Annotated in this window: 24 protein-coding genes; 16 read left to right on the top strand and 8 right to left on the bottom strand. The window is 60.4% G+C overall.

Annotation, left to right across the window (positions count from 1 at the left end; all coding sequences use genetic code 11):
* The first annotated feature begins 234 nt into the window (after positions 1-234).
* The 8 genes from ACILSL_RS02335 (at position 235) to ACILSL_RS02300 (ending at position 8,381) form a co-directional block, all read left to right on the top strand.
* Positions 235-708 (top strand): hypothetical protein, encoded by a 474-nt coding sequence (locus ACILSL_RS02335; RefSeq protein WP_395730386.1) that lies wholly within the window; start codon positions 235-237, stop codon positions 706-708.
* Positions 709-816: 108 nt separating this feature from the next.
* Positions 817-1,362, top strand: a complete 546-nt coding sequence (locus ACILSL_RS02330) for a NuoI/complex I 23 kDa subunit family protein (RefSeq protein WP_395730385.1) — start codon at positions 817-819, stop codon at positions 1,360-1,362.
* A complete protein-coding gene (locus tag ACILSL_RS02325; RefSeq protein WP_395730384.1) occupies positions 1,362-1,940 on the top strand; it encodes an NADH-quinone oxidoreductase subunit J in 579 nt (192 codons plus the stop codon). The genes ACILSL_RS02330 and ACILSL_RS02325 overlap by 1 nt, the downstream gene beginning before the upstream one ends.
* A complete protein-coding gene (gene nuoK, locus ACILSL_RS02320) occupies positions 1,937-2,254 on the top strand; it encodes an NADH-quinone oxidoreductase subunit NuoK (protein WP_294401205.1) in 318 nt (105 codons plus the stop codon). Before ACILSL_RS02325 ends, nuoK begins: the two co-directional genes overlap by 4 nt.
* A 9-nt stretch (positions 2,255-2,263) precedes the next feature.
* Positions 2,264-4,144 carry an NADH-quinone oxidoreductase subunit L gene (gene nuoL / locus ACILSL_RS02315; RefSeq protein WP_395730383.1) on the top strand — a complete coding sequence of 627 codons (1,881 nt, stop codon included), beginning with the start codon at positions 2,264-2,266 and terminating at the stop codon, positions 4,142-4,144.
* A gap of 12 nt (positions 4,145-4,156) precedes the next feature.
* Positions 4,157-5,617 (top strand): NuoM family protein, encoded by a 1,461-nt coding sequence (locus tag ACILSL_RS02310; RefSeq protein WP_395730382.1) that lies wholly within the window; start codon positions 4,157-4,159, stop codon positions 5,615-5,617.
* Between the two features lie 7 nt (positions 5,618-5,624).
* Positions 5,625-7,097 (top strand): NADH-quinone oxidoreductase subunit N, encoded by a 1,473-nt coding sequence (locus ACILSL_RS02305; RefSeq protein ID WP_395730381.1) that lies wholly within the window; start codon positions 5,625-5,627, stop codon positions 7,095-7,097.
* An 81-nt stretch (positions 7,098-7,178) separates the two neighbouring features.
* A complete protein-coding gene (locus tag ACILSL_RS02300) occupies positions 7,179-8,381 on the top strand; it encodes a C39 family peptidase (protein ID WP_395730380.1) in 1,203 nt (400 codons plus the stop codon).
* On the opposite strand, the gene ACILSL_RS02295 is transcribed toward ACILSL_RS02300, so the two are convergent.
* Together ACILSL_RS02295 and ACILSL_RS02290 are read right to left on the bottom strand one after the other, a co-directional pair.
* Complete coding sequence (locus ACILSL_RS02295) at positions 8,382-8,813, bottom strand: DUF5069 domain-containing protein (protein WP_395730379.1); 432 nt, start codon at positions 8,811-8,813, stop codon at positions 8,382-8,384.
* 44 nt (positions 8,814-8,857) lie between these two features.
* Entirely contained in the window at positions 8,858-9,574 is a 717-nt protein-coding gene (locus ACILSL_RS02290; protein WP_395730378.1) for a hypothetical protein, read from the bottom strand.
* 67 nt (positions 9,575-9,641) lie between these two features.
* Here ACILSL_RS02290 and ACILSL_RS02285 point away from each other — a divergent pair, with 67 nt between their 5' ends.
* Positions 9,642-10,751, top strand: a complete 1,110-nt coding sequence (locus ACILSL_RS02285) for an alpha/beta hydrolase (RefSeq protein WP_395730377.1) — start codon at positions 9,642-9,644, stop codon at positions 10,749-10,751.
* Between the two features lie 39 nt (positions 10,752-10,790).
* Here ACILSL_RS02285 and ACILSL_RS02280 read toward each other — a convergent pair whose 3' ends face one another.
* Positions 10,791-11,939 carry a 6-phosphofructokinase gene (locus ACILSL_RS02280; RefSeq protein WP_395730376.1) on the bottom strand — a complete coding sequence of 383 codons (1,149 nt, stop codon included), beginning with the start codon at positions 11,937-11,939 and terminating at the stop codon, positions 10,791-10,793.
* Between the two features lie 120 nt (positions 11,940-12,059).
* On the opposite strand from ACILSL_RS02280, the gene ACILSL_RS02275 reads away from it, so the two are divergent.
* Both ACILSL_RS02275 and ACILSL_RS02270 read left to right on the top strand, forming a co-directional pair.
* Positions 12,060-12,947, top strand: coding sequence for an EamA family transporter (locus tag ACILSL_RS02275; protein ID WP_395730375.1), 888 nt, complete (start codon positions 12,060-12,062; stop codon positions 12,945-12,947).
* A gap of 141 nt (positions 12,948-13,088) precedes the next feature.
* Positions 13,089-15,392, top strand: a complete 2,304-nt coding sequence (locus ACILSL_RS02270) for a CehA/McbA family metallohydrolase (protein ID WP_395730374.1) — start codon at positions 13,089-13,091, stop codon at positions 15,390-15,392.
* A gap of 194 nt (positions 15,393-15,586) precedes the next feature.
* Here ACILSL_RS02270 and pbpC read toward each other — a convergent pair whose 3' ends face one another.
* Positions 15,587-17,845, bottom strand: coding sequence for a penicillin-binding protein 1C (pbpC, locus tag ACILSL_RS02265; RefSeq protein ID WP_395730373.1), 2,259 nt, complete (start codon positions 17,843-17,845; stop codon positions 15,587-15,589).
* A gap of 242 nt (positions 17,846-18,087) precedes the next feature.
* Between pbpC and ACILSL_RS02260 the strand changes: the two genes are divergently transcribed.
* Genes ACILSL_RS02260 through ACILSL_RS02245 form a run of 4 tightly spaced genes read left to right on the top strand, consistent with a single transcriptional unit; the run spans position 18,088 to position 21,539 of the window.
* Entirely contained in the window at positions 18,088-18,924 is an 837-nt protein-coding gene (locus ACILSL_RS02260) for a prephenate dehydratase (protein WP_395730372.1), read from the top strand.
* 48 nt (positions 18,925-18,972) lie between these two features.
* The gene (locus ACILSL_RS02255; RefSeq protein WP_395730371.1) at positions 18,973-19,437 is read left to right on the top strand and encodes an SMI1/KNR4 family protein; all 465 of its coding nucleotides are present in this window, start codon (positions 18,973-18,975) and stop codon (positions 19,435-19,437) included.
* Between the two features lie 60 nt (positions 19,438-19,497).
* Positions 19,498-20,517, top strand: coding sequence for a BPSS1187 family protein (locus tag ACILSL_RS02250; RefSeq protein WP_395730370.1), 1,020 nt, complete (start codon positions 19,498-19,500; stop codon positions 20,515-20,517).
* Between the two features lie 44 nt (positions 20,518-20,561).
* Positions 20,562-21,539, top strand: a complete 978-nt coding sequence (locus tag ACILSL_RS02245; RefSeq protein WP_395730369.1) for a DUF1080 domain-containing protein — start codon at positions 20,562-20,564, stop codon at positions 21,537-21,539.
* A gap of 48 nt (positions 21,540-21,587) precedes the next feature.
* Here ACILSL_RS02245 and ACILSL_RS02240 read toward each other — a convergent pair whose 3' ends face one another.
* Positions 21,588-22,469 carry an FHA domain-containing protein gene (locus tag ACILSL_RS02240; protein WP_395730368.1) on the bottom strand — a complete coding sequence of 294 codons (882 nt, stop codon included), beginning with the start codon at positions 22,467-22,469 and terminating at the stop codon, positions 21,588-21,590.
* Between the two features lie 423 nt (positions 22,470-22,892).
* On the opposite strand from ACILSL_RS02240, the gene ACILSL_RS02235 reads away from it, so the two are divergent.
* Positions 22,893-23,333 (top strand): hypothetical protein, encoded by a 441-nt coding sequence (locus tag ACILSL_RS02235; protein WP_395730367.1) that lies wholly within the window; start codon positions 22,893-22,895, stop codon positions 23,331-23,333.
* 7 nt (positions 23,334-23,340) lie between these two features.
* Here the strand turns inward: ACILSL_RS02235 and ACILSL_RS02230 are convergent, their stop codons facing one another.
* Genes ACILSL_RS02230 through ACILSL_RS02220 form a run of 3 tightly spaced genes read right to left on the bottom strand, consistent with a single transcriptional unit; the run spans position 23,341 to position 26,377 of the window.
* Positions 23,341-24,081 carry a TVP38/TMEM64 family protein gene (locus tag ACILSL_RS02230; RefSeq protein WP_395730366.1) on the bottom strand — a complete coding sequence of 247 codons (741 nt, stop codon included), beginning with the start codon at positions 24,079-24,081 and terminating at the stop codon, positions 23,341-23,343.
* Positions 24,081-25,247 carry a PQQ-binding-like beta-propeller repeat protein gene (locus ACILSL_RS02225; RefSeq protein ID WP_395730365.1) on the bottom strand — a complete coding sequence of 389 codons (1,167 nt, stop codon included), beginning with the start codon at positions 25,245-25,247 and terminating at the stop codon, positions 24,081-24,083. Before ACILSL_RS02225 ends, ACILSL_RS02230 begins: the two co-directional genes overlap by 1 nt.
* A 20-nt stretch (positions 25,248-25,267) precedes the next feature.
* On the bottom strand, positions 25,268-26,377 hold the full coding sequence (locus ACILSL_RS02220; RefSeq protein WP_395730364.1) for a hypothetical protein: 1,110 nt from the start codon (positions 26,375-26,377) through the stop codon (positions 25,268-25,270).
* Positions 26,378-26,497 lie beyond the last annotated feature (120 nt).

The following is a 26,497-nucleotide window of genomic DNA, read 5'->3' as shown; positions in this document are numbered from 1 at the left end:
CATAGGAATTCTAAGTACTTTTATTTGATTGGTGAGAATTCCACGAAACGGCACCCTTCACCATGGGGCTGTTCATCGGGACTGGCGGGGTTGTTCTTTCCTAGGGTGGGATGAAATGGCCTCCTGTGCCCGCTTTGCCATGATGCCGGAAAAAAGAGGCACGCCACAATTTTGACTCGCCAACCATCGCTTTATTTTTAATAATCTTACCGGGTATCATACACAATCTCTCTCATGAAATCGTTCTTTGCATTTCTCGCCGTCTTCGCTCTCAGCTTCTCGCTTTCCGCTGCTGACACCTCCGCCCCGAAAAAAGGTCCGGAGAAACCCTCGGCCAAGGTGGAGGCTTTAGCCAAAACCCTGGTAACCCAGCAAAGGGCCCAGTTGCTGACTCTGCTGAACCAGGGTGATCTGGCGGCGCTCATGGCGATTCCCGGCATTGGTGAAGTCCGCGCCAAGGCCATCCAAAAAGCCCGCCCCTTGGCCGATGTGACCAACGTGGTGGGCGTTGATGGCATTGGCGAAGGCATTTTTGCTCAAATGGTTGCTTATGCGCAGGCAGGATTTCCCCAGCCGGAGAAAAAAGCTCCCGCCAAGAAGAAGTCCGCGCCGAAGAAAACGGGCATCCAAGGCTCCCAACAGCCTTCCAAAGGGCGCTTTGGCCCTCCCCTCGCTCATTCAGGTGATTCAAGGCCCATTTCGGCCTGATTTTGGGATTCCGGCCCGACCTTGTGAAATTTTTCACAAATAGCGGTTGCCGCACTGCGGGACGTTCGGATAATCAAACCCGGTTCTCCTGCGGTTCCCTGCTCCTACATGGCCACTATCATTGTACAACGTCCCAAACTTGCCTGGCATGAACGCTGGTTCATTTCCACGCTGCTGAAAGGGCTGAAAATCACAATTGGGCACGGTATCAAGACCTTCCTCCAGATCGCCGGGGGCAAGCCCAAGGTCACGATGGAATACCCGGAGCAGAAGTGGGACGAGCATCTGCCCGAACACTACCGTGGCGCCCCCGCTCTCGTCACGGACGAGCAGGACCGCGAACGCTGCGTCAGCTGCCAGCTCTGCGAGTTCATCTGCCCGCCCAAGGCCATCAAAATCATCCCCGGCGAGATCCCCAGCGATGATCCGTGGGCCAAGGTCGAGAAGCGACCCAAGGAATTCGACATCGACATGATTCGCTGCATCTACTGCGGCATGTGCGAGGAGGTCTGCCCGGAGCAGGCCATTTTCCTGCGCAAGGACTACGCCATCACCGGTCTCTCACGTCAGGAGATGGTGCACAACAAAAAGCGCCTCTATGAAATCGGCGGCCAGCGCGTGGGGCTGGTGAACAAGTGGAACGAGCTCAAGTAATGCCCCCTCTGCTGTTCTATCTCTTTGCACTGATCACCTTGGGCTTCGGCTTCCTGGTCGTCACGGGTCGTAATCCAGTCACCTGCGCTCTCGCGCTCGCCGCCAGCTTCGTCGGCCTCGCGGCGCTGTTTCTCAGCCTCGACGCCTATTTTATAGGAGTCATCCAGATTCTTGTCTATGCCGGTGCAGTGATGGTGCTCTTCCTGTTCATCATCATGCTCTTGGACATTAAGACGGAGGAGGGCAAGAAGCTGAATGTCCCGGCCATCGTGTCCGGTGTGCTGCTGGCGGTGTTGCTGACCCTGCAGATCATTGCGGTCGCCGGTGGTACGGGACTGGCAAATAAAACCACGCAAAACACCCCTCTGGCGTTGACCGAGGCAGCCGGAAAGATTGGCAAAGCGGCGCTGCCTACGATTACCAACGACCTCAAAGCAGGCACACTGCCTGACGCCAAGCTGATCGGCTTCACCCTTTTTGATCAATACGGCTTCCACCTTCAAGTCATCGGCCTGCTGCTGCTCGTCGGTACGATCGGTGTCGTCGTTCTCAGCAAACGCGAAAGGAGCGCCCCATGATCACCCTTGGCCACTATCTCGTTGTCAGCGGCATGCTGTTCTCTCTGGGGCTCGCTGGCGTCATCGCCAGAAGAAACATCATCATCGTCTACATGTGCCTGGAGATGATGCTCAGCGCCGCAAATCTCGCTCTCGTCGGCTTCTCCCGCTTTCACCTCGTCAACGGCCTGCCGGATTACACCGCTCAGTCGCTCGTGTTCTTCACCATCACCGTGGCTGCTGCTGAAGTGGCCGTGGGTCTCGCCATCATCGTGGCTCTCTTCCGCTCCAAGCAGAGCGTGGATGTGGAGTCCGTCACCAAACTTCAAGGATAACGCGCCCGCATGCACGCCAGCATCATCCTACTGCTGCCATTCTTTTCGGCGCTCGTCATCCTTCTGGGGCACCGTCAGCTCAAAGGGGCTTCCGTGCTCATTTCGGTGGGTTCCTCGATCATTTCCTTCATCGCCTGCCTTTTCTTCCTGGCGGCGGAAGATGACAACAAGCTGCTTCTGCCCTTCCTCGATGTCGGCGGCCATTTCCATGCAGGCATTGATGTCCTGATCGACAAGCAGAGCCGGGGCATGATGTTCATCGTCAGCTTCATCGGCATGCTGGTGCACATTTTCTCGCTCGGCTATATGAAGGACGACGATGCGAAGCCCCGCTTCTTCGGCTCGCTCTCCCTCTTCATGTTTTCCATGACCGGCATCGTGCTGGCTGGAAACCTGATCATGATGTTCATCTTCTGGGAGCTCGTCGGTCTGAGTTCCTACTTGCTCATCGGCCACTGGTATCAAAAGGCCAGCGCCGCCGAAGCCTGCAAGAAAGCTTTCCTTACCAACCGCATCGGCGACTTCGGCTTCATGATCGGCATTTTGCTGCTTTTTGGGGCCAACCACGGCAGCGTGAACCTCGATGATCTCGCCACGGCCTTCAAATCAGGCCCGCTGGCCCCCGGGGCACCCGGTTACAGCGCAGGTTTCACCACGGCAGCCGCTCTGTGCATCTTCCTCGGCGCGGTAGGCAAATCCGCCCAGTTCCCGCTCCATGTCTGGCTGCCGGACGCCATGGAAGGCCCCACCCCCGTCTCCGCCCTCATCCACGCCGCCACCATGGTCGCCGCAGGTGTTTACATGCTCGTGCGTGTGAGCTTCCTCATTGAGGCTTCACCCCTGGCAGCAGAAATCATCGCCGGCATCGGCTGTTTCACCGCATTGCTGGCAGCCTTGATGGCCACGCAGCAAAACGACATCAAGCGTGTGCTGGCCTATTCGACTCTCTCCCAGCTTGGTTACATGGTCATGGCCGTCGGTGCCGTGGCGATGGCTGCCCAGCACGGCCACGAGGCTCATGGCCCGAATCCTGGCCATCCGGCCATGTTCCACCTTTACACGCATGCCTTCTTCAAGGCCATGCTCTTCCTCGGCTCCGGTGCCGTCATCTATGCCTGCCACCATGAGCAGGACATCTGGAAGATGGGCGGTCTTCGCAAGCACATGCCCGTCACCTTCTGGACCTTCCTCATCGGCACTCTGGCCTTGATGGGCCTTCCATGGGTCACCAGCGGATTCTACAGCAAGGAAGCCATCCTTGGCGCGGCCTATGATAGCGGCTGCAGCATCCTCTTCCACTCCGCCTCCCTCACGGCCCTTCTTACTTCGTTCTACATGATGCGTTTGGTCATCATTGCCTTCTTCGGCAAGCCTCGCACTGAATCCGCGCATCATGCCACCGAGGTTCCAGTGATCATGTGTCTGCCTTTGGTGGCTCTCGCGGTCTTCTCGATCTTCTCTGCTTGGGACCCCTTTGCCACGACCCTGCAATCCCTGAAACCAGCGCATGAACCACCTCATGCCACCGTGCTGTTTGCCTCCATCGCAGCATTCATCATCGGCACCGGCGGCGCCATCTACCTCTATCGCGGCAAGGACAAGGACCCGATCAGCATCAAGCTCTTCGCCAACAAGTTCTACTTCGACGAAATCTACGCCGTCATCGTTCGCATCTGCCAGGATCGTCTCGCCTGGATCGTCACCGCCTTGGAGCGTGTGTTTGTCGATGGCCTCATCGCCCGCCTGCCCACGGCGATCGTCGCCCGTCTCGGTGCCGCCACCCGCTTGCTGCAGAGTGGCCATTTGCAAGGCTACACCTTCCTGCTGGGTGGTGGCGTCATTGCCGTGATTTATCTTGTCGTGTTTGTGCTGCCCCGCCTGGGCCATTGATGGAGAAACTGAATGAGCGTTCTTGAACTAATCATCGCACTCCCGCTGCTCGCCGCTCTGGCGGTCTGGCTCGGTGCGCCTGCCCGCGCTGCATCCCTCGGTGCCACCTTCGTCAATCTGATCCTCGTGTTGTACACAGCGGTGCAATACTGGGGCAAAACGGGCCTCGCCTTCACCCATTCGCGTCCGATCCTCGAAAATCCATCGCTCAGCTTCGCCGTCGGTGCGGATGGGATTTCCATCATCCTCGCCCTGCTCAGCGCGCTGGTGATGCTCGCTGCCATCTGGCAGATTGAGGATCGTCCCCCGATCTTCTACGTTTCCTCCCTGCTCATCGGCGGTGGTGCGCTCGGGGCCTTCCTCACCACGGATGTTTTCTTCATCTACGCCTTCCACGAACTCGCGTTGATCCCCACCTTCCTCATGATCGCGCTGCATGGCCGCGCAGAGCCTGCCCAGCGCAAGGCCGTCGCATGGAAAGCCACCATTTATCTCGGTGTCGGCAGTCTCGTCCTCCTCGCTGGCTTGGTGTGGCTGGTGCTCGAATTCAGCGGCGGCTCCAAGCTCACCTTCGATCTCGAAGCCCTGCGCAGCCAGGCCCGGCTTACACCCTTGCCCGATGCGAAGCAGGCGCAGATCTTCTTTGTGCTCCTGCTTGGGTTTGGCTCCCTCGTCAGCCTCTTCCCCTTCCATAGCTGGGCCGCACCGGCTTACGCCACAGCACCCACACCCGTGGCCATGCTTCACTCCGGCGTGCTGAAAAAATTCGGTCTTTACGGTCTCATCCGCATCGCTCTGCCTCTGCTGCCGCACGGTGCACATGTGGAATGGGTGCAGAACGCGCTGCTCTTGATGTTGCTGGGCAACATCCTCGTCATGGGCCTCGTCACCATCCATGCGAGCCGCCTCGACAACACCCTGGCCAACTCCAGCGTCATGCACATGGGCTACATCTTCCTCGGCATTGCCGCAGGCACCGAGATCGCTCTCAAAGGCGCGGTCATCCTCATGTTCGCACACGGCATCTCCATCGCGCTGTTGTTCGGCCTGTGCGGCCGCATGCGCAATCAGCTGGGCACTCTGGAGTACAACAAACTCGGCGGCCTCGCCACCCATGCTCCAGCGTTCACCGTGTTGTTCGCCTTTGGCACCTTTGCCTCCATCGGCCTCCCGGGCCTCACCAACTTCGCCGGCGAAGTGCTGATCTTCCTCGGCAATTTCACCGAGTTCAAAGCAGGCGTCCTGACCAGTTTGCAATGGACCGTCATCCTGGCGCTCTGGGGCGTGGTGATGTCCGCAGTTTACATGCTGCGTGCCTACCGCAGCATCTTCCACGGCAGTCCTGCCACCGGCCTTTTCATGATCGATCCCGCGTTCTCTCAGCGTGTGCCCTTCATCATGCTCGCCACCACGCTGCTTGTCACCGGCTGCTGCCCTTGGCTGCTGCTCAACCTCATGAAATCCGCGCTGTAGTCCTGCCATGAGCGTTTTCACCATCGAAGCTGGCCTCGCCATTCTCGGACTCGTCCTCCTCTTGCTCGAGGCCTTCAAGCCCGACATCTCCCGCCGCACTCTCGGCCTCACCGCCATCGCTGGTGCCACACTCGCGCTCTTGCTGTTGACCATCGTGCCGCACGACACTGCCAGCCTGCCCGCATTCATCCGGCCTTGGCATCAGCTCGACAGCCTCGCCCTTTTCTACAAGGGCTTTGCGCTCGTCATCACCATCCTCGTGCTCTGGCTCACGCTCGAATGCGCCCCTTATCTCACCCGCTTCACCGTCGATGGCAAACTGGCCGAAATGTTCAGCCTGCCGCTCATCGTCTGCACCGGCATGATGTGGATGGCCTCCGCCCGTGACCTCGTCACCGTCTTCGTTGCGCTCGAACTCGTCACCGTCTCATTCTACGTCCTCGTCGCCTTTGCCCGCAAAAGCGCCTTCAGCCTCGAAGCCGGCGTCAAATACCTCATCCTCGGCGCTCTTTCTACCGGCGTTCTCGTCTACGGCATCGCCTGGATCTATGGTGCCACCGGCACGATGAGCTTCGACGGCATCGCCAAGGCGCTCGCCAATCCTGCCACCAGCAAAACCACCGCGCTCTTCGGCGCTGCTGTGCTGCTCTGCGGGCTGGGCTTCAAAGTCGCCGCCGCTCCCTTCCACATGTGGGTTCCGGATGTCTATCAGGGTGCTCCCACTCCCGTGACCGCCTTCCTGTCCGTCGGCTCCAAAGCCGCTGGCTTCGTCGTCCTCACCCGTGCGCTGGACGCCTTCATGGCCGAAGGCTCCATCATTGGCAGCGAGATCCAGGGCTTCCTGCTCGTCATCGGTTCGCTCACCGCCTTGCTCGGCAGCCTGCCTGCGATGTTCCAGACCAGCGTCAAGCGTCTGCTCGCCTACTCCAGCATCTCGCACGCAGGCTACCTTCTCCTCGCCCTCGCCTGCCGCGAAAGCGCCCGCTTCGATCTCTCCTCCGGTGGCGTCGTCGCCTTCTACCTCGCCACCTACCTGCCCATGACCGTCCTCGGCTTCCTCGGTCTCGGCCTCATGCGCGCCAACGGCCTTGGCGAAGACATCAAGGACTTCGCCGGACTCGCCAAACGCAACCCGCTGCTCGCGTTGCTGATGACCATCTCCTTCGCCTCGCTCGCCGGTCTGCCGCTTACCGCAGGCTTCCTCGGCAAGCTCTTCGTCTTCCTCGGCCTCGCCGACCACGGCTGCTGGGGTGCCATGAGCTGCGCCGTCATCGCCGCCGCCGCCGGTTTCTACTACTACTTCAAGACCATCCTCGCGATGTACACCACTGAAGGCACCGACGTCCCCGCCCTGACCTTCTCAGGTCCCGCCAAAGCCGTCGCCGGTGCCCTGGCCCTCGTCATCCTGATCCTCGGCGTTTATCCCAAGCCGCTTCAGAACCTTCTGACATCAGATCGTCCTGCTGTTGTGGCGAAGTGATTGACTTGGATGGGGCACAGCGGTTAAAACCGTTGCATGAATCGTGGCGTTTGTCTCGCAATCCTCGCGTGTCTTCTTTCCATGCCGGCACATGCGCAGGAGCGCAAGCTTCCCGAGCTCTCCGCCAATCTCGATGCATTGCTGAATTTCGCAGATCTCTGGAAATGGAGTGCGTCAGACATGGAAAAGAACTACGTGCTGAAACTCCAAGACCAGGAGCGGCAGTCGAAGCCCCCACAATTTGAATGGGTCAGCAGCACCAAGGACCGCGCGCGCTTCTCCCGCCACATGTTCAGCAACGCGGAGACCACCCTGACCATGTTTGGCGGTTCCATCAAAGTGGAGGAGGCCATTCTGGAGTTCGTGAACGGCAAGGCCGCACGCGCCACGATCTCCTTCTACAATCGCGGGGACTCGGGCGATATCACCACGACGGAATTCGACCGCATTTTCAAGCTGATCGGTCAAAACCTTGGCCAGGTGATGAAGGTTGCTCCCAAGCGTCAGATACTGTCCTCCAATGCCGCACTGCCCGTCACCGGCTGGAACTGGACTTCGCCCAGCGGCATCGCCCTGCTCGAGTACAACGAATACAACACCCCCGGCAAAGTGACGAAGCCCGAGTTCCTGCGCCTGAAACTCGCCGCACCCAATCAGGCCGACTGGAGCATGGGCAAGATGGCCACCGGCGTCCAGCGTATGGAGCTGCTCCAGCGCGTCAAAAAGACCGCTGCAGGTGATGTCTATATCTCGGGCGTACCCATGGTGGATCAGGGGCAGAAAGGCTACTGCGTCGCCGCCAGCTGCCAGCGCCTGTTTGAATACATGCGCATCCCCTGTGATCAGCATGAGATGGCCAAGCTCGTCAGCATCGATGCGGGAAGCGGCGCCGACATCACCACCATGCAGCGGAGCCTCGCCAAAATCGATGGCGCCTTCAATGTGACTTTCAAACCGCTGGTGAATCCCGAACAGTATTACTACCGGGGCAAGCGCCGTGTATCCGAGAAAGAATTCATCTCGATCGTCAAGGAATACACCGACAAAGGTGTGCCTCTGCTCTGGGGTTTGTTCCTGGGTCAGAAGCCCGAAGATCCACCCCTGCCAAACGGTGGGCAGGTCAGCGGCGGCCACATGCGCATGGTCATTGGCTACAATCTGGCCAAAAACCAACTGCTCTTCTCCGACTCCTGGGGTGCAGGCCATGAGCTGAAGCGCATGACCCTGCTGGACGCTTATGACGTCACCCTCGGCCTCTACTCCATGGCTCCACGCGGGTTCTGATCAGGGCGCACGGCCTTCTTCGACATCCATCACGTCAAAGAACGTTACCAGGTCTTCGCGATGAGCCAGACCGGCCTCGGCCCGTTGCTTGATAAGTCCTTCACTGGCGGCATCGCGCCAGCCGCGCTTGTGCATGAAGCCGTTCCAGATTTCGATCTGTTCCGCCGTCGGCCGGTTGCCGTTCTGGCAGCACCATTCCAGGATTTCTTCGTCCGTTCCACCCGCCAGCGTGCGCTCTGAAAGCTCACTGAAGTCCACTCCGAGAAACTTGCACACACGCTCATCGAAGGTGCGGCTCCCACTCAGGTAGCCCAGGTGATAGCCGTCGGGCAGTTTGCCTTCCTTGGCGTTGAGCCGGATTTTATCGAGGATGCGCCCAAAGACGGCAATGCCGCCGACCAGATCACGAGGAGAACGAATGGGAAATGCCATGCGCCATTTTTAACGAGGACGCATGGCAAAGTCAATTCACCGCCTCACTCCGCCTTCTTCTTCCCTTTGCCTTTGCCTGCCGGTTTGGCGGCAGCCGCCACCTTTTCTCCGGGCTTCGGCAGGGTGCCTTTCACCTCTTCCCACGCCGGATTCAGCGTGGCCTCTTTCAGTGAGAAGTTGCGGAAATCCACCGACTGGCCGCTCACCGTGAATCCGGGGCTGGCTTTCTCAGTCAGGAAAAGATCATTGGCACCCCAGGCCACGAGGTCATCCACCTTGCCCAGCATCTTGTCCCCCACCATTTCCAAGCGGACCTTGTGCCAGCCCTCACCGAGCTCCGTGGGGAATCGGGCGAAAACCACGGCCTTGTCCGGTCCTGCATGGTCGTTGTCATCGCGTTGCACCGTCACCGTCTTCGGCGTGATCATGATGCGTGCCATGTGATCCTTGACGGCATTGATCGAAAGGCTCGTGGCCTTCGCTCCCGCAAACTTGAACTCATACTCAATGACGAAGTCCTTCATCTTGTTCGGCAGGCGCGTCACCGCACCATGTTTGTCAGCCTCCAGTTCGGAGCCGCGCAGTACACCATCCACCGGTTCCCACTTGCCCTTGGCCGCCTTCCACGGAGCCCCAGCACCCGAGCTGAGATTGTTTTCATAGATGACCTTGCCAGGAATGGCCAGCAGTGGCTTGTCCTCGGCACGTGCAGCGAATGCGGCCAGTGCGAGAGTCAGAGTGAGAAGAGAGGTGTGTTTCATGGGGCGTTGTGAACGAAGGCACTGCATCCATGTTGCGCAAAAATTCCCGGCCTGATAGAACCGGCGCATGCGCACCACCGCTGTCTGTCTCACTTTCCTGCTCACCTCCATGCAAGCTGCCGAACCCAATGCCACTGCCGATGCCTGGCTCGCAAAGACAAAAATCGCCCCGCCTCTGCAGGTGTCAGCCTCCCTCGACGCATGGCAGCGCCAGCGCATCGAGATCCGCACCAAGCTGAACGAACTCCTCGGCGACCTCCCTCCACGCCCACCCATCTCCGCCTTCCAAATCATCACCCGCGAAGACAAAGGCACCTACACCCTGGAGACCCTCCAGTTCGACAATGGCGCAGGCGAAATCGTCAAAGGCTACGTCTTCCTGCCAAAGACCGCCACCCCCCAAAGCAAAGCCCCCGCCATCCTCTACTGCCACTGGCACGGCGGCCAGTATGACATTGGCAAACAGGAACTGCTGCAAACCAACGCCACCCCCGTCGCCGCAGGCCCAGCCTTGGCTGCCGCCGGTTACGTCGTCCTCGGCATCGACGCCCCATGCTTTGGCGAACGCAACGGCCAGAGCCCCGACGGCCCCCAGCAGAAAGGTTCCAGCGGCGAAATGACCGCCGCCAAATTCAACCTCTGGGTCGGCCGCACGCTCTGGGGCATGATGCTGCGCGATGACCTCACCGCGCTCGATTATCTCTGCTCGCGCCCCGAGGTGGATGCTCAGCGCATCGGCGTCACCGGCATCAGCATGGGGTCCACGCGCAGCTGGTGGATCATGGCGCTCGATGACCGCCCCCGCGCCGCCGTCTGTGTCGGTTGCATGACACGCTATGAAGAACTCATCCGCGCCGGCATGCTCAAAGCCCACGGCATTTACTACTTCGTCCCCGGCATGCTCAAACACTTCGACACCGAAGCCGTCATCGCCCTCTCCGCCCCTCGCCCCATGCTCTTCATGACCGGAGACCAGGACAGCGGCTCACCCACCGACGGCGTTCGCCACATCGGCTCCATCGTCAGCCGCGTGTATGCGCTGCATGGTCAGGATTCCGCCACCCATTTTGAAAACACGATCTACCCCGGCGTCGGTCACGTCTACCTCCCCGAGATGTGGGAGAAGACGGTGGCATGGATGGACCGCTGGGTGAAAAATGGAAATCCTGCCAAGTAGGTCCAAGCTACGCTCAGGCCCATCTTGACCTTCCTGCGGCTACCATGAACTCAGATCATCATGCAGCCGCTCCATCTCACGGGAGAAGGCCGCACGTTCCGGCATGTCAGGCTCGCCGTAAGGCACGATCTCGACGACGTTTTTGCGCAGTACGGTGATGCCGCTGCCCCCGCCAGCCTGCTGAATGCTGGTCCATGCGCAATCCGCAAAGCGTGCGGCAAGGATGCAATCCTGCGGCGTGGTGTGACCACCGCGCTGCAAGTGGCCGAGCACGGAAGGACGCACCTCCAGGTCGGGGAAGGGGGCTCCGGCACGCTGGAAATACTGCTGAAAGGCATCCATCAGCACATAGGCGCGGTTGCGCTTCTGCGGCGGATCAAACTCCACGCCTTCCGCCACCAGCACGATGGCGTGGCCGCGTCCGCGTGTCATGGCACCTTCGATCTTGGCCGCGAGTTTCTTCATCGCCTCCTCGTTCAGCGCTCCCGACTCCGGGGTGACGATCATCTCCGCACCGGAAGCCAGGCCGGCCATCCGCGCCAGATCGCCGCTCGCACGGCCCATTGTCTCCAGCACCATCACCCGGCGGTGGCTGCGTGCCGTGTCAATGAAGTGATCCACCGCCCAGACGAGCGTGTTGACCGCCGTATCAACTCCCAGCGCCATGTCAGTAAATTGAAGATCGTTGTCAATCGTCGCCGGAATGCCGATCACGCGCAGGTCGCTTTCCTGCGCCAGCAGACGGGCACCCGTGAGCGAGCCATCTCCGCCCACGACGACCAGCGCACGCACATTGAGGTCCTTGAGGAGCTTGATGACACTGTCACGCACCTTCTTCTCGTGGAATTCCAGGCAGCGTGCGGAGCCCAGAATCGTGCCGCCTTTGCCCATGATGCCGCTCACGCTCGCATGGTCCATCTGGATGACGTGCAATTGTTCGGAGATCAGGCCCGCCCGGCCCGTATGGGTGGCGATGTCTTTTTTCAGGCGTACCAAAGCTTCAGCATCGTCATTCACAGCACGTGCGGTGCGGACGAGGCCTCGGTAGCCGTCTCGGATGCCGAGCACCGCGATCTTTTCACGGTTCAGGCCCAGTCGCACTATGGCACGCAGAAATGCATTCATGCCGGGCGCGTCACCACCACTGAAAAGGACGGCGACGGATTGTTCAGGAAAAGTGGCGCTCATGGGGGAAAAGGAAAATGGGGGATTCTCTGCTTAGCGAGCACTCTGCGCGTGGCAAGTGGCTGCTTAAGAGGATGAAATTCCTCGCGCTTGCTACCCTGCCTGCGCGTGTTAATGGCGCGGGTGTCCCCAGACTTCGCCACCACGCTTTTCCCGCTCATCGCCGCCCTCCTGTATGCCTTTGGGGCGCTCGTGCTGAAACGCTCCAGCGACCTCGGCGTCGGCCTCTGGCGTACCACCTTTGTCGCAAATTTGATTGTCGCCGGCCTCTTTTCCTTTCTCTGGCTCCTCGGCGGTCCTCCGGTGGAAATAGTCGACCTGTGGCAGCCCGGCGTCATCGCCATGTGCCTCTTCATCGGCCAGCTCGCCCAGTTTCTGGCGCTGGAAAAGGGGGATGTGTCCGTCGCCGTGCCCGTTTTTGGGCTGAAAGTCATCCTCGTCGCCTTCTTCACCCCGCTGCTCATTGGCGAGGCCGTGGGGGTGAAGCTCTGGATCGCCGCCTTTCTCAGCGTCCTGGGCATCACCTTCCTCAACCGCAAGGATGCCGGCCAGCCGCCGCGTCATCTGCTCATCACCTTCGTCGCGGGGGGCATCGGTGCGGTGGCCTTCGCCATCTTTGATGTGCTTGTGCAAAAATGGGGCCCCTATTGGGGCGTCGGTCGCCTGCTGCCCTGCATTTTTTGGATCAATGCCCTGCTCTCCTTCGGCCTCATCTTCCGGTTTTCCGCTCCCCTGAGCGCCATTCGCATCCAGGCTTGGCCATGGCTCGTTGGCGGGGCGGCCCTGCTCGGCACCCAGAGCATCATTTTCGTCAGCACCCTCGCCGTCTTTGGCAAGGCCACCTCGGCCAACATCGTCTACGCCTCCCGCGGCCTCCTCAGCGTGGCCCTCGTCTGGATGATCGGTCACTGGTTCATGAACGCCGAACAGCACCTCGGCCCCACCGTCATGCGCTGGCGTCTGGCCGGCGCCCTCCTCATGATGAGCGCCATCGTGCTGGTCGTGGTGTAAAAAGTTGCGCCAGCGCCCCCGAAGTGAGGCGCTTCAGCGCCGCTTTCGAACGGCCCAAGAAAAACATTCCTCCATCCCCTCCGTGCAGCCCCCCGGGCTCGCCTTTGGAAGCCCGCATCGTTTGCGAACGTTTCATCTCCCATGAAAACATCGCTGTTATTTCTCGCGGCCTGTTGTTGCGCCTCCGCCGCCGAAGTCCCGCCCCAGCCCTTCTTTGCGGCTGCTCAGCGCCTCATCGACGCCACCACCTACCTCGGCTCCCCCTTCACCCCCGCGGAACTCGTCACCCTCCATGCCTGCATTCAGGCCCACGATCCCGCTTCCGTCACCAAAGCCCAAACCATCCTCGACACCCACACCCTCTTCCACGTCACCATCACTCCCGAGCAACGCGTCAAAGTCGAGCGTGGCTCCGTCAAACCCATCCTCGATGAATCCGGCTGGCGCCAGTACCTCGTCCGCGTCGACAACGAAGCCGGTGCCACCGCTCGCCTCGCCGCCTCCAGCCCGCAGGCCAAAGAAGTCTATGTCAAAGGCTCCCCTCCCGTGGCGCCCAATGCTCAGCCCCGCGATCCCGGACCGCCGCCACTCGCCGCACGCTGGCTCGATTTGCAGATGTATGAGGCCCCACCCTTGCAGCCCACGCTCAGCGGGCTCGGTGTCGAATACCGCATCATCCAGCTCTACGCCAGCGAGGCGGGCAAACGCGAAGCCACCTTCAGTTTCGACACCGGCCAGGGCACGCAGGACCTCGGCTTTCGCGCGGAAACCAGCGTCCTCTTTGACTGCCAGCCCGCACGCGAAGTGGCGCTGAACATTCTGGATGAAAACGGCAGGCCCTGCATCGCCGAACTCCTCATCAAGGACCACGCCGGACGCATCTATCCCAGCCAGATCAAGCGCATCGCCCCGGATTTCTTCTTCCACCCGCAGATCTATCGCGGCGATGGCGAAGTCCTGAAACTCCCCGATGGCGACTACGACATCACCTTCCGTCGCGGGCCCGAGTCCGTGCCGGAGCGGCGCAAGGCAAAGATCGCGGGCAAGAGCATGACTCTGAAGTTTCAGGTCAAACGCTGGATTGATCCCAGCAAGCTCGGCTGGTGGAGTGGCGATCACCACATCCACGCCGCCGGCTGCGCCCATTACTCCGTGCCGTCCATGGGCGTCCATGCGTCCGATATGGCGCGGCACTGCATGGGCGAGGATTTGAAAATCGGCGCGAACCTCACCTGGGGACCCTGCTTCGATTACCAAAAACAGTTCTTCACTGGCAAGGAGGACAAGGAATCCCGCTTCCCCTTTCTCCTGCGCTACGATGTCGAGGTCAGCGGCTTCGGTTCTCACAAAAGCGGCCACCTATGCCTGCTCAAGCTCAAGGAGCAGATGTACCCCGGCGGCGACAGCACCGCCCACTGGCCCACCCTTTGCCTCAATACTTTGAAGTGGGCCAAAAAGCAGGGCGCCCTCTGCGGCCCCGCCCACAGCGGCTGGGGCCTGCAACCCCTCGCCGAAAACGACCCCGCCAGAAAACAAAATTACAAGCTCGGCATCCCCAGCGCCACCGACGAACTCCCCAACTTCATCATCCCTCCCTTCAACGGCATCGGTGCCAACGAATACATCGTCGATGTCACGCATCTGGTGGATGGTCCCGACGGCAAACTCGTCCCTGCCGTCGATTTCCTCTCCACCGTGGACACCCCGCATACCTGGGAGCTCAACATCTGGTACCACACCCTCAACGCCGGCTTCCGCACCCGCATCAGCGGCGAGACCGATTTTCCCTGCATCTACGGCGAGCGCGTCGGCCTCGGCCGCGCTTACGTGAAGCTCGACGGCCGCCTCAGCTACGATGCTTGGTGCGAAGGCATCCGCGCCGGACGTGCCTACGTCAGCGATGGCAAGAGCCACCTCATGGACTTCAAGGCCAGCGATCAGGAGCTCGGCCTGAACGGCAGTGAATTGAAACTCGCCAGGCCCGCCACCATCAGGCTAAGCGCCAAAGTCGCCGCACGTCTGGATGACGATCTGCATCCCGAGATTCAATCCGCGCCCGTCGATCAAAAACCCTTCTGGGATCTCGAGCGTGCCCGCGAGGGTGCTTCACATGAAGTCCCCGTCGAAGTCATCGTCAATGGCGTCTCCGTTGCGCGCAAAAACATCCTCGCCGACGGCACCACCCGCGAGATGACCTTCGACGTGCCCGTTGCAAAAAGCTGCTGGGTCGCCCTCCGCATCCGCGCCAGCTCCCACACCAATCCCATCTTCGTCATCGTCGCCGACAAACCCATCCGCGAAAAACGCAGCCTCGAATGGTGCCTCAAATGCGTCGATCAATGCTGGTCCCAGAAAGAAGCACTCATTGATCCCAGGGAGCATGCCGATGCCGTCGCAGCCTACGACCACGCCCGAAAAGTATATCGCGAGCGGTTGGCAGAATAGCGCTCCCGGAGGGAGCAAAGAAATTAGCCGGTGGTGAAGCGAGGCTTGGCGAGCGAGAACCACCGGACCACGCGCACGTCGTATTCAAGACCAAGGTCGCATGCCGGAGGTATGCGAGAAGCGTTCATTCACCCATCGGCCCCTGGATCTCACATGCTCACATGCCTCTCTCTCGCATCTTCCCCGGTGCTGCCTCACTCCTCCCTCACAATCACAAACGTCCTCGCCCTCAGCCCACCCGCTTCCTCCCTCGCCTCGATCTCATGCCTCCCCGGCTTCAGAATCGCAAACGTATGCGCTCCCTCGCTGCGCAGTTCCAGCGTCTCACAGCTCCACTTCACCTTCTCACCACCTGCCGCCTGCAGCAGCAGCCGGTTTCCATGGTTCCGAATATCCGGGTCCAAAATCACCACTGTCCCCGGAATCGGATTTGTGATCCTCAGCACCGGCCTCGCCTCCGTCTCCGCCGTCGTCACCAGATCCCCCAGCCAGTTCCCGCTGCTGCCGATCCACTCCGCATACTCGCGCGGCAGAATCGCCCGTCCCTTCGCATCATAATCCCCCGCCTGCGCCGCTGCGGGAAGTTTGCCCCCGATGAAAAACTCTTCCCGGCTCACCCGCGCCGGCGGCGTCTGCGGCGACAGGCGTTTGCCCGTGCGCGGGTCGATTCGTGCACGCACAATGCCCTTCGGCGTCGCAAACCACGTCGCCGGATGTTTCTCATGCAGGTGCAGCATCACATCCTTGAAGATCGGCCCCGCACCCGTCACACCGCTCACATCCTGCATCGGCGTGTTGTCGAAATTCCCCACCCACACCCCCACCGTAAACTCTGGCGTATAACCGAGCGTCCAGTTGTCTCGAAAGGTCGAGCTCGTCCCCGTCTTCACAGCACACCTGAACGGCAGCCTCAGCACCGACCATCCGCCAAACGCCATCTCCCGTGCCTGATTGTCACTCAAAATATCAGCGATCAGCCAGCTCTCGTTCTTCCCCAATACCCTCCGCTCCTCCGCAGCACCCTCATCCTCCTGCCTCAGCGTCCATCGCTGATACCTCCCCAGCCGTGCCAGACATGCATACGCGTTGGCCAGCTCCACCAGCCGCACCGAGGCATTCCCAATCGTCAGCCCCAGCCCGTAGTGCGCCGCGTCTTCGTTCAGCGTGCTCATGCCAAGCTCCCGCAGCTTCGGCAGCAACGTCTCCGCACCGCCGATCGAATCCAGCACCCGCACCGCCGAAATGTTCAGCGAGTTCCCCAGCGCATACCTGTACGTCATCGGCCCATAGCTCCGCAGCGAAAAATTCTCCGGCCTGTACGTCCCCGAAGCCGTGGCAAACTCCACCGGTAGATCCTCCACAATGCTCGCCGGCGTCGCCCCACGTTCGAAAGCGAGCGCATAGGTAAACGGCTTCATCGCCGATCCCGGCGAATGCGCGGCCCAGGCCCCGTTGAGCTGCCCACCATCCTGCGCAAAAAAATCCCGCGATCCTGCCAGCGCCAGCACTTCACCCGTCGCATTCTCGATCACCACCACCGCCGCATGCGTCACATGTCGCCCCTTCAGCGACTCCAGCCTCTGCGCCATGATCGTCTCCACCTGCTGCTGCAGCGTCGCATCCAGCGTCGTGCGGACCGTCGCGTCCGCTACCTCACCCCGCAGCATCTCAATCGCATGCGGTGCCTCAAATCCACCGCTGAACCGCTGCAGCACAATCTTCTGGTCCAAGGCCACCCGATGCTCCTCATCGCTCAGCCAGTGCAGCTTATGCATCTTGTCCAGAATCCGCCGCTGCCTCGGCAGCACGCCTTCCAGATTCCGAAACGGATTCAGCCTTGCCGGAGACTGCGGCAGCGCCGCCAGCAGCGCGCACTCCGCTGGCGTCAGATCCCCCAGCGGCTTGTGAAAATAACCCGAGGCCGCCGTCGCAGCCCCCGTCATGAGATTGCCAAACGAAACCCGGTTCGCATACGCCGCCAGCACCTCCTCACGGCTCCAGCACATCGCCAGCCGCCGCGCACGCAGCGCCTCCACCACCTTCACCCACAGCGTCCGTTTCCCAGACTGCGGGGTCGTGTTCTTGATCAGCTGCTGATGAATCGTCGAAGCCCCCGAAACAATCCTCCCGCTGCTCACATTGTCCCACGCCGCCCGCATCACCGCCAGCAGATCGATGCCCCCATGCGAAAAGAAGCGCTTGTCCTCCGCCGCCAGCAGCGCATGTGCCAGCGCCTGCGGCATCTCCGCATACCTCACTGGCGGTGCCGACCTCGTTCCCTTCTCATCCAGCAAATGCCGCAGCGGCGTCCCGTCCCGCGCCAGATACAGGGTCGATGAAGCCGGCGCCTTCGTCAGCCCCTCCGGCAGCCCCACCAGCCACGGCACCCCCCACCACCCGCCTGCCACCGAGACAAGCAAAGAGATGACAAGGATTTTCCAGCGACGTCGCATGCCCCCAATCAACGCGCTCTGGCACTGAAATAAAGTAGCCATCTCGCTCCGCAAGCTGAGCCCAGCACCCACGCCTCACTGTTCACGCTCCCACAGTCCTCAAACTTCAGCGTCCCTTCAGTCCCTTCCGTCCTTTTTGTCCTTTTTGTCCTTTCAATCAGATGCCGCTCCATCTCCCCCCCTCTCCTCCAACGACTCAGCTTGACCATCGCTCCCCACCACCGCAGCATGCACCGTCCCGCATGACGCCTCCCCCGCCCACCATCGCCTGCCTCGGCCCCGAAGGCAGCTTCTCGCACCTCATCACCCAGATGCGCTTCCCCGGCGTCGCCGTCAGCCTGCGCGACAACGTGGGCGATGTGTTCGAGTTTCTCGCCACGAATCCGGACGCACTGGGCATCGTACCCATCGAAAACTCCTCCGGCGGTTTCATCATCGACACCGTGGACCGCCTGGTGGACACCCGCAGCACCTTGTCCATCCTCGAAGAACTCACGCTGGATGTGAAGCTCGCGTTGCTCGGCAGGGCAGGGGAGCCCATCACCTCCATCCACTCCCACGCCATGCCCTTTTATCATGGCGATGACTGGCTCAAGGCCAACTACCCCGAGGTGAAGCGCGTGGTGGAGCCCAGTACCGCGAAAGCCGCCGAAAAAGCCGTCACCACTCCGGGAGCCGCCGCCATCGGCCCACGCCAAAACGCAGAGCGCCATGGCCTGCAAATCCTGCACTTCCCCATCGCTGGCGAGGTGCCAAACATCACGCAGTTCTACCTCATCGGCCACACCGCCAACACTCCCTCGCTCGACCACAACCGCACCGCCCTCATCGTCGAGCTTCCCGACCGCCCCGGCAGCCTCTGCCGCTTCCTCACCCCGCTCAGCGAAAACAGCATCAACATGAAGCGCCTCGAATCCCGCCCCATCCGCGGCCAGCCAAATAAATACCGCTTCTACATCGAGATCGAAGGCTCCACCGCCGACCCCCGCGTCCAGAAAGCCCTCAATCAAACCCGCGCCGACGGCGCCACCCTCCGCAGCGTCGGCTCCTACTCCGCCGATCTCCGCTTTGAATCGTAACAGGGCCAGGGAATTTCAAAAACTCGCTCAAACCACTTTCATTTTTTGATGTCGCTTGCCACCGAGCTTTCAGGACCTCCCTGTCGTTTAGCTGACATCCGGTTGTTTGAGGAGTTTGCAAACCTCTCCCTGCCTCTGGATTACGCTGGTTTCTTGTTGGAGCACAACGGATGTGTCCCGGCAGCGACTTCTGACACATTCTCCAGCAGAGTCGAACTCCCAGGCGGGAATCAAATCACCATTCACCAGTTGTTTTCTTTGTCCAAAAACCTCCCGCAGCTACGCTGTTTGTTTGAGGAGCTTGAGGTAAGTGTTGGTTTTCTGCCGATCTCTTCTATAGCCATCGGAATTGACAGTTTTGGCAATGTGATTGCCCTAGACTGTGAAACCGGCTTGTTAAGCTGGATTGTTTGCGAGAGCCGTTTTCCCTTGGATTATCATCGCGATTTTGAGCTGGGAATTACCTTCTCAGAGTTGATCAGATCATTGAGGCCTGGGCCCTATGCAAAATGAACTGAAAATTTTGAGTATTGCCAAATAATGCTGCTTTCACCGTTTGTTGAAATTAACTCCATGAAGTACCTCCTCACCTACCTCCTCACCTGCCTCCTCGCCCTCTCCGCCAGCCTCACTTACGCCGCCGAAACCATCTCCAAACGCGCCAGCGAAATCGACCCCCGCGCCAAAGAACACCCCGAAATCGACTTCGTCTTCACCGACAAAAAAGGCAAGCCGCAGGACCTGCAAAACGCCAGCGTCGATACCAGCGTCAAGCTCCAGGGCAAGCTCGTCATCTGGCTCATGGGCCACAACGCCCAGCTCTTCGAGCGCCTCAACAGCTACGGCCTTCACGCCATCCAGCCGCATTACGCCAACAAGTGGTTCGGCATCATCCCTGCGGACAAACGCGACAGCGGCAAAGTCCTCGGAGACGTCCGCCTCGAAGCCACCACCGGCGAAGACAGCAGCGACCTCGTCAGCATCCCGCAGCCCGATGGCATGATGGAGCGCTCCTTCCAGTTCGTGAAATGGCTCGCCAAAGAAAAGCCCGCAGGAAAATGGGAGCAGTTCATCACCGAAGACGGCAAAGGTCTCCGCTGGGACAAAGTTATCGTCTCCGGCTCCTCCCACGGCGCCACCTCATCCGCACGTTTCGCCAAGCATCAAAAAGTCGATCGCGTCGTCTGCTTCTGCGGCCCGCGTGATAACTACGACTCCTGGCAGTCCCTCCCCTCCGCCACACCCGCCAACCGCATCTTCGGCTTCAGCCACGTCCTCGATGGCGGCTGGTCCGCTGATCACTACTGCCGCTCCTGGGAGCTGATGGGCCTCAATCAGTTCGGTCCCATCGTGGATGTGGACATCAGCGCCCCACCCTTCCAAAACACCCGCCGTCTCATCACGAATGCCGATGTGAAGGGCGATGATAAACGCGCCCACAGCTCCGTCGTCCCCGGAGGTGCGGCGGTGAAGGACAAGGACGGCAAGTTCATCCACGAAGCCGTCTGGCAGTATCTGTTCAATCACCCGGTCGATCAAACCGGCACCCCAACACCCGCCGATCCCGACTGTGTGAAGGATCAGCGCAAATAATCCCGTTAATTCACGCCCAACTCAATCCTCCAACCCGCTCTCTTATGCGTCTCTCGCTCCGTCCCCTCTCCATCGCCGCCGTGTTCAGTCTCGGCTCCCTCCTCAACGCCGCTGACAATCCTTTCATCGGCCGCTGGGCGCTCACCATTCCTGGAGGCGGCGCAGGCTGGCTCGGCGTGGAGTCCAAAGATGGTGCTCTTAGCTCCAGCGTGCTCTGGGGCGGCGGCAGCGTTCTGCCTACTGCCAGCACCAAGGTCGAGGGCGACACCCTCATCGTGACCCGCGAGCAGAAGAACAAGGAAGGCAAGCTCGCTGCCATCGAAACGATCACGGCAAAGGCTGAGGGCAAAGTTTTGAAACTGACTAGCTCCAAGAAAAATGCGGAGGGCAAGGAGATCGGCAAAGCCGCCGACTTCACCGGCAAACGCATCCCCGACGTGCCTGCAGCACCTGATCTCTCCAAGGTGAAATATGGCGCCCCCATCCAACTCCTGAACGGCAAAGACCTCACCGGCTGGCGCCTGCTCAAGGAAGGCGTCGACAACGGCTGGAGCGTCGTCGATGGCATCCTGCAAAACCGCGTCGTGAAGGCCAAGGACAAGCACTTCGGCAATCTGCGCACTGACGCAGAATTCGAAGACTTCAATCTGAAGACTGAAGTGCGCACGCAGGAAGGCAGCAACAGCGGCATCTACCTTCGCGGCATCTATGAAGTGCAGGTCATGGAAAGCTTTGGCCAGCCGCTCGACTCCCACCACATGGGCGCTCTCTACAGCCGCATCACCCCAAGCGTCGCCGCTGAAAAGCCCATCGGCGAATGGCAGACTCTCGACATCACCCTGGTTGACCGCCACCTCACCGTCATCCTCAACGGCAAAACCATCATCGACAACGCCCCCGTGCTCGGTTGCACCGGCGGTGCCATGACCAGCGATGAATTCAAGCCCGGCCCCATCTACCTCCAGGGCGATCACACCAACGTGGACTACCGCAACATGGTCCTGACTCCGGTGGTGAAGTAACTCGTTTGCCCGCTTCCGTGGGTGTGGGACGAATCACAAAAATTCGTTTCACACCCCCAGGCGTTCTTTCACGGTCTTGATGGCCTTGTGCCGGTTGTCCACGGCCAGCTTTCTGAAAATGTGCTCGTTGTGCCGGTTCACCGTGTGCAGTGTCACATCGAGAATCTGCGCGATTTCAGGGTTGTTCTTGCCCTCGCACACCCAGTGCATCACTTCCGCCTCACGCTCCGTCAGGCCCAGGCTCTGCAGCCGTTCGATGGAAACCTGCAGTGATTCCACCCGTCCCAGCAGATAGAAACGATTGTCCCTGCACCGCGCCAGCGAGAGCACGATGCGGTGCCCCTCCTGCTCCATTTCCAGCGGTGGAAAAATGTTCTCATTTTCGTCCGCAAGCTGCTGCAGCCATTGGCGCACCGTTGGAGGCAGAAAATAATGCGGGGCGCCGGGCGCGCGCTCCAAAGATTTGCCAAAGAACCAGTGGGCGGCCTTGTCTCCTTCAAGGATTTCTCCCTGTTCCGTGACAATCAGGAGTTCGCATGCAGCCGAAGAAAGCGGCGCATCGCTCATCGTCTGCGGCGCAAGCTCCGTGGTCTTGCCCATGATGGAGCTGTGGTGTGGTGCAGACTGCGCCGAGTTGCTGAAAAAGAGCCGTTGATTGGCGATGCGGATTTCATCTCCGTTCTTGAGCCGGCGTGCGCAGCTGATGCGCAGGCCATTGACAATGACTCCATTGCGGCTGCCCAGGTCATTGATCCACCAGTCGTCATTCAAATTCATCAGCACCGCGTGGCGTCGTGAAGCCTGCACATTGCTGATGGGAATGTCGTTGTCCGAACGACGGCCGATGAAGCAGGGGCCCTGGAGGGTGTACACGCCTCCGCTCCACTTCAACAAGGCTGGTTGTTCCTTCATCCCGGCATTCACTGGCATGCAGGATTTTGCGCAGGAGCATGCGATGTGCAATGCGGGTGAAAAAAAGTTACGTATTGGCAGGTCTGCCAATAGCGCGTTTTTCGGTTCCATTCGATCCGTGTGCCTGCTTCCCCCTGCACTCATGAAAACTGATGTTTTGGAACCCATCCGGACACGCTCGTCGAGAGCGTGTTCTGCATCTGACAGTGCTGCCAAAAGAATTCCCTGCGCTTCCAGCGTGACCAGCACGCAGCGTCCGTTTTGCATGCTCTGCGTCCATTGCCCCAAGTGCCTGGAGAATCCGCACACGGTCAGTTGCGACCTCTGCGCCGGATGCCGCGCATGCTCCATGCATGGCAGGGGCTGCTGAGTCCTGAAGAGTTTGTGTCAAGATTGTGGGCGGGTCATCCGTTATAGATCATAGGAAACCATCCCACCCATATGAACACGATCCCTGCACCTCAACGAGGACAGGCGGCCTCGTTTCAGCAAGCCGCCACCGCGCACAACGCCGAAGCGCGTTTCGTCACCCGCAATCTCCACCGCGTCTGGCAGTTCCGACGCATGAAGGCCACCTTCCTCCGGCCCTTCCGCCAGGCCCTGCGTCCTCTGCTCGTCTGGCTCCGTCAGGAGCACATTTTTGTGGGGAGCGGCCAGCATGGCACTCCTCCCGTCGGGCTTCACCTGAAGCAGTTCGGCTGGGAAACCATCTCACTGAGCCTCGTGCTCGGCCCGCTCGCCTTTATCATGCTGCTGCCAATGCTCATCGTCATCTTCCCCGTCGCTGTGCTCATCGGCTGCGGTGCTGTCGCGGCATCGGCGCTGCAGGCCGACGCTGAGGATGCTCAACATCACACCCTGACCTGGCACGCCATGCATTGAGCCTGCCTCAGCCGTTCGTCTTCTGCTTCTTCATCACTCGATACACCAGCCACGCGGCAATGTTGATCACCGCCATGGCTGCGAGGAGTTGTGTGAGCGTTGTCGCCAGGCTGCCTTTGCCCAGTCCGCTGCCCACCAGACTGAATGCCACATTCAGCGGCAGATAGCCCAGCAGCGTGCCCAGCAGAAAACGCGTGTGCTTCACCGGCGTCATGCCCAGCAGCACGTTCAAAACCAGGCCGGGCACCATGAGCTGCCGCACCCAGAACACCCGCAAGACAGACGGCTTTTTCAGCAAGTTCTTGAGCCACGGCCATTTTTCCGCCCGCGATTCCACTGCTCGTCGGAACCCATGACGTGATAGGACAAAGGCTCCATAAGACCCCAGGGTCGATCCGACCAGCGAGAGCACCAGCCCCTCACCAAAGCCAAACACCAGCCCGGCGGCGGCACACAGCGGCAGGCGCGGCACGCCCAGCATCACCGTCCCCGCGCAGGCCGCCAGGAAGATCGCATGCGCCCCCCAGCCAAATTGGCGCACCATTTCCTTCCAGGTCTGCACATTGGTGATCCATCCCTTCAGGCCGGTGAAATGCGCCAGTGCCATGAAGGCAGCCACCAGCAGCACCGCCATCAGCACCTGGCGCGTTTCCTTTCCCAGCGCACGCGTGGTCTCCTGCTCCACCTCGCTCGTGATGGCGGCATCCAGCTCTTCAGGCTCTGCTGCAGGCTCCTCCGTGGTCGCCATTATTGCAGCTTCCAAAGTTTCGCGTCACTGCGCACGTAGATCGCCCCACCAGAAACCGCAGGCGTCGTCAGCACGGTTTCCTTCAGTTCAATCTCCTTCAGCACCTTCCCTTCAGGCGCTTCCGGATCAATCACCTGGAAAATGCCCCGCTCATTCACGATGTAGATCCGTTTGCCCGCCGCCACCGGCGATCCGCTGAAAGGCCCCTTCATGCGCAGCTTCCACGCTTCATCGCCATTCTTGATGCTCGCCTTGATCAGCACGCCCGCCCCATTCACCACATAGATCGAGTCCCCCAGCACCAGCGGGCTCGCCGTTCCCGGATTCAGCTTCTCATTGCGCCACAGCTGTGTCACCGCGCCTTTCTCCGGCGCCAGCGCCGTGATCCCGTGCGAAACCGCATACAGCGTCTCACCCGCGCCCACGCTCGAAGGGATCGTGCTCGCCCCGTCGCTGTAATCCCACACCGTCTTTCCCGTCGCCGGTTCCACCGCCAGGATGCCCTTGCTCGACTGCAGCGCCACCGCGTTCTTCCACAGCGTCGCGCTCGTCCAGTTCGCCGCCTTCGGGCGTTCCAGCTTCCACTTGTTGCGCCCTGTGGCCACATCCAGCCCCGCCACAAAGGACTCGCTGTCATTCTCGCTCTGCACCACCAGCGTCCCGTCCATCACCACCGGACTCTGCGACATCCCCAGGCTGTTGCTCGCATTCGGGTAGTCAAACGTCAGCCCGCGCAGCCACAGCAGGTTTCCATCGAGATCAAAGGCAAACAGGTCGTTCGACGAAAACAGCGCAAACACCCGCTCCCCGTCGCTGCACGGCGTGTTCGCCGCCACGCAGGTCTTGTTGTGCGTCATCGTGCGCCCCGTCGTGCGCATCGCACGCTCCCAGCGCTTCGTGCCATCCGCCGCATTGAAGCAAAACACATGCAGCGTCTCCTGCCCCGGCCCGCTTGAGCACGTCACAAACACACGGTCTCCCACCACGATCGGTGCTGAAAGCCCACGTCCCGGCAGATCCGCCGACCATGAAATTTTCAAATCATCCCCCGGCACCTTCGCCTCCGTGGAAACCGCCGTCGCATTCGGCCCGCGAAACTGCAGCCAGTCCGCACGCACCACGCCCGTTGCCAGGCACATCATCAAACACATCGAAATCGTTTTCATGGTCGTCATCAGGTTAAAAATCACTTCGCCGCCAGGATCGCCGTCCCTGTCGCATCACACACACGCAGCTGGAATTCCCACTCCACCGTCCACTGCTCCGTCTGCTCATTCTGGCAGCACTTCACCAGGATCGTGTTCTTCCCTTTCTTGAGCTGGCACGGCAGCTTGTACTGGTCCAGCTTGGCACCGCGGTGGTACTCATCACGGGCAAAGAGCAGCTCACCGTTCAGCCACACCTTCCAGCCGTTCTTGCAGCCAATGCGGATCTCCGCCGGGCGGTCTTCCGTGCTGAAGAAATCCGTCGCCGCATACCCCACCACGCTCTTCTCCATCCCGAAAGGCTTGTTGAAGTCGATCTTGCCGTACTCATCGGCGCTGGTGAAGTCCACCCACTTCGCCTCCTTGGTTTTCCCTTCGTAGCCCGCATCAAATTTCAGCTCCTTCTCCGGCGGATACACCGTGTCGAACCCTGCGCGATCCGCATTGCTGAATGGCGCGATCATCTTCCAGCTCATCAAAAATCCAAAATGCTTCGGCAGGTCCACCTTCTGGTCCAGGGCGCGCAGCTTCTTGGCCAGCGCCTTGATCTGGTCCTCATCTCGTGCTCCGCCCAATCCCTTGCCATAGGCCACGATCGCCGCGTCCTTGTCCTTCTTTTCCAGCGCCGCGTCGCCCGCAGCGATCAGCTTTGCCACCGGATGCCGCCGCAGGTCCGAGCTCGGATCCTCCAGCAGCGTCGGCGTCAGCTCCTCCGCCAGTTTCTCATCCGCCCGGTGGATCAGATCAAACGCCACCACCCGCGCTCCGGGGCTGTTTTTCGTGTCCTTCAAAAAAGTCACCAGCGCTTCCACCGGCAGCTTCTTCGCCTTCAGCGCCTCATCCGCGATCACCCCCACCGCCGCACGCAGCCAGTTTTCTGCCAGCGGATTCGCCCCGTTCATCCCCTTCAGCACCTCCGGTAGAGTGGAAGCATCCGCCTTCACAATTTCCTGCCACGCCTTCCCCGCCGCCTCATTTCCCTGGCCCTCTTTCCCCACGGCGCGCAGCGCTTCGATGGGTTTCGACAAATCCTCCGCCGCCTGCAAAGACACAGCGGCAAGGGCCAACAAACAGACGAGACTCGATTTCATAGGGTGGAGCAGTCAAACTTTCACAAAGAACGCTCCACGCCAAGCTGGAGTTTCGTCACATATCAAAGTAGCCCGTGGAATGCACGACAACTGCCTGATTGCACACGTCGCCTCAACGAC

The organism is Prosthecobacter sp., assembly GCF_044222345.1.
Lineage (GTDB): Bacteria > Verrucomicrobiota > Verrucomicrobiia > Verrucomicrobiales > Verrucomicrobiaceae > Prosthecobacter.
The sequence above is the reverse complement of the archived record's forward strand: the minus strand, read 5'-3'. Positions and strand labels throughout refer to the sequence as shown.

What these genes read in the sequence shown, in the direction of transcription:
- ACILSL_RS02335 (WP_395730386.1), top strand. Translation starts at nt 235, where the DNA reads ATGAAATCGTTCTTTGCATTTCTCGCCGTCTTCGCTCTCAGCTTCTCG.
- ACILSL_RS02330 (WP_395730385.1), top strand. Translation starts at nt 817, where the DNA reads ATGGCCACTATCATTGTACAACGTCCCAAACTTGCCTGGCATGAACGC.
- ACILSL_RS02325 (WP_395730384.1), top strand. Translation starts at nt 1,362, where the DNA reads ATGCCCCCTCTGCTGTTCTATCTCTTTGCACTGATCACCTTGGGCTTC.
- nuoK (WP_294401205.1), top strand. Translation starts at nt 1,937, where the DNA reads ATGATCACCCTTGGCCACTATCTCGTTGTCAGCGGCATGCTGTTCTCT.
- nuoL (WP_395730383.1), top strand. Translation starts at nt 2,264, where the DNA reads ATGCACGCCAGCATCATCCTACTGCTGCCATTCTTTTCGGCGCTCGTC.
- ACILSL_RS02310 (WP_395730382.1), top strand. Translation starts at nt 4,157, where the DNA reads ATGAGCGTTCTTGAACTAATCATCGCACTCCCGCTGCTCGCCGCTCTG.
- ACILSL_RS02305 (WP_395730381.1), top strand. Translation starts at nt 5,625, where the DNA reads ATGAGCGTTTTCACCATCGAAGCTGGCCTCGCCATTCTCGGACTCGTC.
- ACILSL_RS02300 (WP_395730380.1), top strand. Translation starts at nt 7,179, where the DNA reads ATGCCGGCACATGCGCAGGAGCGCAAGCTTCCCGAGCTCTCCGCCAAT.
- ACILSL_RS02295 (WP_395730379.1), bottom strand. Translation starts at nt 8,813, where the DNA reads ATGGCATTTCCCATTCGTTCTCCTCGTGATCTGGTCGGCGGCATTGCC.
- ACILSL_RS02290 (WP_395730378.1), bottom strand. Translation starts at nt 9,574, where the DNA reads ATGAAACACACCTCTCTTCTCACTCTGACTCTCGCACTGGCCGCATTC.
- ACILSL_RS02285 (WP_395730377.1), top strand. Translation starts at nt 9,642, where the DNA reads ATGCGCACCACCGCTGTCTGTCTCACTTTCCTGCTCACCTCCATGCAA.
- ACILSL_RS02280 (WP_395730376.1), bottom strand. Translation starts at nt 11,939, where the DNA reads ATGAGCGCCACTTTTCCTGAACAATCCGTCGCCGTCCTTTTCAGTGGT.
- ACILSL_RS02270 (WP_395730374.1), top strand. Translation starts at nt 13,089, where the DNA reads ATGAAAACATCGCTGTTATTTCTCGCGGCCTGTTGTTGCGCCTCCGCC.
- pbpC (WP_395730373.1), bottom strand. Translation starts at nt 17,845, where the DNA reads ATGCGACGTCGCTGGAAAATCCTTGTCATCTCTTTGCTTGTCTCGGTG.
- ACILSL_RS02260 (WP_395730372.1), top strand. Translation starts at nt 18,088, where the DNA reads ATGACGCCTCCCCCGCCCACCATCGCCTGCCTCGGCCCCGAAGGCAGC.
- ACILSL_RS02255 (WP_395730371.1), top strand. Translation starts at nt 18,973, where the DNA reads ATGTCGCTTGCCACCGAGCTTTCAGGACCTCCCTGTCGTTTAGCTGAC.
- ACILSL_RS02250 (WP_395730370.1), top strand. Translation starts at nt 19,498, where the DNA reads ATGAAGTACCTCCTCACCTACCTCCTCACCTGCCTCCTCGCCCTCTCC.
- ACILSL_RS02245 (WP_395730369.1), top strand. Translation starts at nt 20,562, where the DNA reads ATGCGTCTCTCGCTCCGTCCCCTCTCCATCGCCGCCGTGTTCAGTCTC.
- ACILSL_RS02240 (WP_395730368.1), bottom strand. Translation starts at nt 22,469, where the DNA reads ATGCCAGTGAATGCCGGGATGAAGGAACAACCAGCCTTGTTGAAGTGG.
- ACILSL_RS02235 (WP_395730367.1), top strand. Translation starts at nt 22,893, where the DNA reads ATGAACACGATCCCTGCACCTCAACGAGGACAGGCGGCCTCGTTTCAG.
- ACILSL_RS02230 (WP_395730366.1), bottom strand. Translation starts at nt 24,081, where the DNA reads ATGGCGACCACGGAGGAGCCTGCAGCAGAGCCTGAAGAGCTGGATGCC.
- ACILSL_RS02225 (WP_395730365.1), bottom strand. Translation starts at nt 25,247, where the DNA reads ATGAAAACGATTTCGATGTGTTTGATGATGTGCCTGGCAACGGGCGTG.
- ACILSL_RS02220 (WP_395730364.1), bottom strand. Translation starts at nt 26,377, where the DNA reads ATGAAATCGAGTCTCGTCTGTTTGTTGGCCCTTGCCGCTGTGTCTTTG.